Consider the following 6,199-nt stretch of genomic DNA (forward strand, 5'->3'; position numbering starts at 1 on the left):
CATCCCGAACACGGCAGTTAAGCTCTTCAGCGCCGATGGTAGTTGGGGGTTTCCCCCTGTGAGAGCAGGACGCCGCCAGGCAAATCAAAAAGAACAGCGGAAGCTGTTCTTTTTTTGTTGAAATTTTTTATAGTTGTAATGAACGCCTCTATACTTTTTAACATAGGAGCGAAAGGGTCCTTTTTGCGAATAATTAAAATACAATATACGTCCCACATGAAACCATTAAAAAAGTCAAAATAACAGATGAGCTTGCATCTGAACGGCAATATTTAATCTCAGGAAAAATCCTGTGCGGAAGTGCACTCTGCCCCAATAAGAGAGAGCTGCCACCAGATAAAAATTTCTCTATATTTGTAAGACCGCCTCATGTTTTTTGCTCCATTTGCACATACCTTTCCACAAAGATAGGCTTTCACAAGAAAATGGATCTATGTAAGTGAATTATTGATCAAATATAATATTAAACCTTGATAGAACACGTCTTCAGCATTTTGAATCCTCTACACTATCTAGACAGAAAAATAGGATCACATAGACTTAATTTGAAGTCCACCCAAACTATGATCAAGCGAGAATGCTGTGCTTTCACGCCTGAATTTAAACAACAGATGGTGCAGTAGTTACGAAAACGGAATAGCGAGACGAACAATTATCACGAAGATGATCTTACTCCTTCCTCACTTGACCGATGGATTCAAGAGAATGAAACGTCTGGTTCTTTTAAAGAAAAAGACACCCGGTCTCCTGAATAGCAGGAGTTTTTAAAGCTGCTAATTCATGGGACACTGGGCTCATGAAAGGGATTGTAAAGAAAATTAAAAATCGATCTGTTTCCTTTGACATAAAAGAAGATTATATTGACCAAGTATAATCCTTTTTTTGTTTTAGAAGCTAAAAAACGTTGTTGTATCAAGGTTTTAAGCCCTTTCTCTAATGAGTGAAAGGGCTGTTTTTTATCTTTTGACCGCATTTTGACCGCTTAATTTTGATTTTCCATGTGTTTCGCAAACAGATCAGCTGTTTTTTCCCGCTTTGTATCTGTGACGTGGGTATAAATATTTAAGATGGTTTTAATGTCTGCATGGCCTAATCTTTCCTGGACGTCTTTGACATTTGCTCCTGCTTTAAACAGTATAGAAGCGTGGGAATGTCTCAGTTGGTGAACAGTAATACGATGGAAATGGTGTTCCCTACATAATATATCTAGTTTTTTATTGAAATGCATGGGTGTAAGAGGAGCCTTTTCTGAATCTTTATATCGATAAAAAATCAGCCTGGAACGACTTGAACGGGCACCAACCTGCAGATCCTGGTTCTTATTCGCGGTGATCAGCTTTTTAATCAATGCTAACGTTGTTTGGTCAATCGAAATCTCCCGGATAGAGTTCTTAGTTTTAGGAGGTTCAATTTTGACTATATGAGCCTTCTTCCATGCAAATGTCTTGTTCACTTTAATGGTTCGCTGTTCAAAATTAATGTCCTCATCGGTCAACGCACATAATTCACCACGGCGCATGCCTGAGAAAAGCAAGAGGCGAAAGGCAACAAAATCCCTCAATTCTGACTGCTGTTCAGAAATCGCAAGAAACTGGATAATTTCTTCCTTGGTCCAGTATTCCCTTTGTTCGGTTTCCTCTTCTTCCTCCTGTATTTTTGGATAGTAGACAAGATCAAGTGGGTTTTTTTCAATGTATTCATACCTGACTGCATGCTTAAATACTAATCTGGCTGCAGTTACCTGGGTTTGAAGTAATTTCATTTTTTTAGACACCAGGTTGTCTACAAACCGCTGGCAGTATGCTCGATTGAGCTTTCTTATTTCCAGTTTTGCAAAAAAGGGAAGGATATTGGTTCCAGAAAGTTGCTTCACGGCTTAGGGGAGTATTCAGGCGCCAACTGTCTTGGTTATATTGCAGTCACTCCTGATATCCCTGTTCAGATGTTATTTTTCGATTGTTATACGTATTGTTCCGCAGCGAGGCAAGAAGCTCATTCGCAGCTACTTCTGCATCTTTCTTTTTGGCTACCCTGAAAATATCCTTCCAAAAAGACGTTTTTTCATGCGCCATGGTGCGAATCTTATTAGCATGGATGTCTCTGTTAAAGTTTGCTGTTGATATTTGATACCTCCCTGAATTTTGGTATAATTACGTAAGAACAAACATTCGGGAGGTTGTAATGTTGAGCAAAGCATTCAATAACTTATTAAAATATATTGATAAATTGCCGCATGCGCAAAAAGAGCAGGTTTATCAATGGGTAAAACGCTATGTCCAGCCCTCTTCTTCCATTGGCGTCCGCCTCATCACGGAGATGCGGGAAACTCGTTTTAAAGAAGGCTTTGAATGCCCCCATTGCACCTCAGAACACGTCGTTCGATTCGGAAAGAATAATGGTCGGCAGCGTTATCGCTGTAAAGCTTGCGGAAAAACATTCTCAGACACAACCAATACGGTGCTTTATCGTACGCAAAAAGGCGACGAATGGATTACTTTTGTGGACTGTATGTTCAAAGGGTATTCGCTTCGAAAAGCAGCAAATATCGTAGGTGTAACGTGGGTCACACTTTTTTATTGGAGACACAAGCTATTAAACGCTCTGAAACAAATAGATTTTGCGGAATTTGAAGGTATCGTGGAAGTGGACGAGACCTATTTCTTATATTCACAAAAAGGGCAGCGTGGCATTGCTGGGCGTAAGCCGCGTAAGCGTGGCGGGAAGTCCAAGCATAGAGGCATCAGCCACGAACAAGTTTGTGTTTTGGTTGCCAGAGACCGTACAAAAGCGACAGTCTCCAGAGTGGCTTGTATGGGGCGTGTTGTAAAAACCAAAGTGGACAAGATGATTGGCTCCAAATTGTCATCTGATAATGTACTTGTGACGGATGTATGGAGAGCATACAAAACCTATGCGAAAGAAAAGGGAATGGAACATTATCGGATTAAATCCAATGATGGCAAGCATGTTATGAAGGGCTTGTATCACATTCAAAATGTAAACGGACTCCACTCACGCATGAAGCGCTGGTTAGACCGCTTTAAAGGAGTGGCTACCAAATATTTGGACAACTACCTCTCCTGGTTTTTATTCGTGGATAGCCGCAGCAATGAAAGCACGAGGCACAATATCAAAGAATTGTTAGTAACCTCCAACCTCCTTTATGTTTGAGATGACCGATACGTATGATACCTTACGTCGGTCGAAGTTTCAGGTATAGGTTATAGCGATAACGATAGATTTGGTTAAGAAAGACGAGTAAACCAAAAATATCGTGGATTCCTCGTCTTTCCATTGGAGCTGTGGACCGAAACTGTTGACTACAATTGATAAAGAAAACTAAAAATTGGAGATATAGTTCGTACTGAATTAGTATAAAATCACCAAAAGTAAATACTGATTAGACTCATTACAATAGTGAATAAAAAAGCTAAGCCTATGCCAATTAATTTTTTCCTAGAGGTCCTTTTTTTCAAATAGCCTTCAATAATTGTCAGATATATTCCGATAGCAATGAGGATATAGGCACCACTCTTATAATCATTGTAAAAACCGTAATACCAAGGGGAAATTAAAAGTATAAACCCTGCTATTACCCAGAGAATTAGTGTGGGAATAAATAAGAACATTATTCTGTTTCTAAAAATTTTCACTGTGTTGCTCCCTTATATTAATTCAATTTCTTTTACCAATTAGAGCTTCAAAGAAATTTTTCTTTTATGTTGTGATGCTTAATTATACTAAAGAAATTTACTTCTTTACACAGTTAATTAAACTGCAAAAAAATAGAGTATATGTTTAATTAACAGTTCGTCTATAAGGTGTATCACAGAACAAACAGGGCTTTTATCAACATTAGGCTTTAACAGAGCCTTCTTTTTAGTAAATCCTCTTCGCGTTGTCGTTCTTCGCTGACCAGTAGCCGGCCTTGCCTATGTCCAGCTTGAAAAGCCATTTTTCTCCCTGCTTCGTCTGATACTTTCTAAATGATGCCATTTCATCGCCACCTTTCGTCTATATCAAGTGTTTTTTATACGGGTGTAGCTTCAATAGGGGAAAGCATACAAAGCTTGTTAACTATTATCAAGAATTGCATACCTACAATACACATGTAGATTTTCAGGATATTATATGCTACAAATCATGATAAATCAGCCCCTCGTGTAGAATATACGTTCTTTTTAAGTTTAAAAAAACCCCAACTCATAAAAGAGAGGGATTGGATGAGAAAAAATTATTTCATTAAGTGTTACAAACCGCTGTATCAGCCACTAATCCTTTATAAAGAAAAGGGGGAAAGGAGTACGGGTTCACCAATCCTACAAATGTTCAACTGTTGGGAAGAGAATCGTAAAACGGGTTCCTTTCCCCACTTTGCTGTCCACTTTAATTTCACCCTGCATCGCTTTCACAAGGCTAAAGATCACCATTGTCCCGAGCCCCGTTCCCTTTTCTTTTGTCGAAAAGTAAGGTGTGCCTAGCCGATCGATTTGTTCGTTCGTCATGCCGACACCCGTATCACTCAAGGTGATGACCGCTTTGCCATCCAACGCCTGTAACGCAATGGTTAATTTTCCCCCTTCAGGCATCGCTTCAATGGCGTTTTTAGTGAGGTTTATCACGCACTGATGAAATTTTTGTTCTTCACCTGCAATGTAGAGGTCTGCATCGTACTGCACCTCAATACACACATTACTCATAGCGGCAAAAGGTTTTACCACTTTTAACGCATACGTGAGTTCCTTTTTTAAATCTATTATCTTAATATTTTCTAATGAAGGTTTTGCAAAGGTGAGGTAATCGTTAATAATCGATTCAGCCCTGTCCAATTCTTCAAGAGAGATAGAGATATAAAATTTTTTTTGCTCATTTGTAAGATGATCATCATCCAACAATTGAATGAATCCTCTTGTAACCGTAAGGGGATTTCTGACTTCATGAGAAATACTGGCCGCAATGTCGCTGACGGTTCTTAGCTTTTCAAGTTTCCTGATTTCTTTGGTCAAATTCTTTTTAATCTTTGAATTTTCAATAAATATTACAATAAAAGAGAGCACAATAGATTGAACAAGAAAAAAAATGAACGCAGATGCAAGATAGCGAATATTAGTTAGTGCAGGGAAAGATAAAGAAAAGGTGAATACAATCATTAGTACCGCTAAGAATGAAACTAGCAGGACAAAGTACACTTTTTTCTTTATGGTAACTGCTTTATGGAAGAAAGGGATCACAAACCACAGCACAATTAAGAGGGAAGAGTATGCTAGAAAAAACCCTTGAAAGTCAGGGTATCCTAAATACAGTCGATAGGTGATAATAATGCTGAACAGAACAAAAGCACCTCTTCGACCTCCATATAAAGCGCCAATAATAAACGGAATCTGACGAAAGTCCACTGCATGGCCTGGTGTGATAATCGGAAAAGTCATAAAAAGGATAATGGCACACCCAGAGACAAGAACACTTAAAAATCCATTCATTAACTGGTTCCATTTAGATTGAATAAAATATACAAATATAAAGAAAAAAGTAAGAACTAAAAGAATGTGTAATAAAAGGACTTGAAACGTTTCGAATGTGGTGTTCATACCTATTACTCCTCTTGTTACTCCATTTTATAATCACAACAACTGCGCCAACTCCTGGTAATGTTTAGAGATAAGAAACGATTAATCAACAAATTTACGTTTGTAAAACTTCAATTTCAATAAGATCAAATTATGGAAATTAGATACTTATCTCTATCTTCCCATAAAAAAAGTCGAAGTTCTACATTTTTCTTCGACAAATAACGATAAAAAAGCTAAGAGCAACCTATAGTAAAGTTGTTCTTAGCCCTATATAGAATCTGATAAGCAAGGAGAAAAGGGGCTGTTTAACGTCTAGTGTCCGTAACGCACTACAGCGCATTGTAACAGCCAGCGTTCAAAACGTTCTTCTGCGAAATCATGTTCAACGTCAAATATTTGAGCAACCTCAGTAAAAGCCAACTGCTTATGGAAAGGCAAGTCGATTTTTGGGAGCATAAAAGTCGGTATATAAAAATGAAGGGAAAATGTATTTGCTTGCCACTCCTGCAACTGAATAAAAGGGAATGGAATGTCTACACTAATTCAAACAACTTTCTTACGCTTAGTCAACAGCTTTCTTTTACTTTTTATTAGTGTTTTTTATTTCAAAAGTGTGTGTACGAATTGGG

3 protein-coding genes, 1 rRNA gene and 1 pseudogene are annotated in these 6,199 nt (G+C 38.1%); 2 read left to right on the plus strand and 3 right to left on the minus strand.

The window, feature by feature from the left end; all coding sequences use genetic code 11:
- A 5S ribosomal RNA gene (rrf, locus tag NLX67_RS23475) occupies positions 1-81 on the plus strand; the annotation flags it as partial.
- A gap of 901 nt (positions 82-982) precedes the next feature.
- Here rrf and NLX67_RS22260 read toward each other — a convergent pair.
- Together NLX67_RS22260 and NLX67_RS22265 are read right to left on the minus strand one after the other, a co-directional pair.
- The gene (locus tag NLX67_RS22260; RefSeq protein WP_254313582.1) at positions 983-1,762 is read right to left on the minus strand and encodes a site-specific integrase; all 780 of its coding nucleotides are present in this window, start codon (positions 1,760-1,762) and stop codon (positions 983-985) included.
- Between the two features lie 157 nt (positions 1,763-1,919).
- Positions 1,920-2,072 carry a hypothetical protein gene (locus tag NLX67_RS22265; protein ID WP_254313583.1) on the minus strand — a complete coding sequence of 51 codons (153 nt, stop codon included), beginning with the start codon at positions 2,070-2,072 and terminating at the stop codon, positions 1,920-1,922.
- Positions 2,073-2,184: 112 nt separating this feature from the next.
- Between NLX67_RS22265 and NLX67_RS22270 the strand changes: the two are divergent.
- A pseudogene (locus NLX67_RS22270) lies at positions 2,185-3,220 on the plus strand (IS1595 family transposase).
- Between the two features lie 1,099 nt (positions 3,221-4,319).
- On the opposite strand, the gene NLX67_RS22275 reads toward NLX67_RS22270, so the two are convergent.
- Positions 4,320-5,588: an ATP-binding protein gene (locus NLX67_RS22275; protein WP_254313584.1), complete on the minus strand. Its 1,269-nt coding sequence runs from the start codon at positions 5,586-5,588 to the stop codon at positions 4,320-4,322.
- Between the last annotated feature and the right edge of the window lie 611 nt (positions 5,589-6,199).

The organism is Domibacillus sp. A3M-37, from assembly GCF_024213455.1.
GTDB lineage: Bacteria > Bacillota > Bacilli > Bacillales > Domibacillaceae > Domibacillus > Domibacillus tundrae.

Coding starts and splice junctions, on each gene's coding strand:
- NLX67_RS22260 (WP_254313582.1), bottom strand. CDS start 1,762: ATGAAATTACTTCAAACCCAGGTAACTGCAGCCAGATTAGTATTTAAG.
- NLX67_RS22265 (WP_254313583.1), bottom strand. CDS start 2,072: ATGGCGCATGAAAAAACGTCTTTTTGGAAGGATATTTTCAGGGTAGCC.
- NLX67_RS22275 (WP_254313584.1), bottom strand. CDS start 5,588: ATGAACACCACATTCGAAACGTTTCAAGTCCTTTTATTACACATTCTT.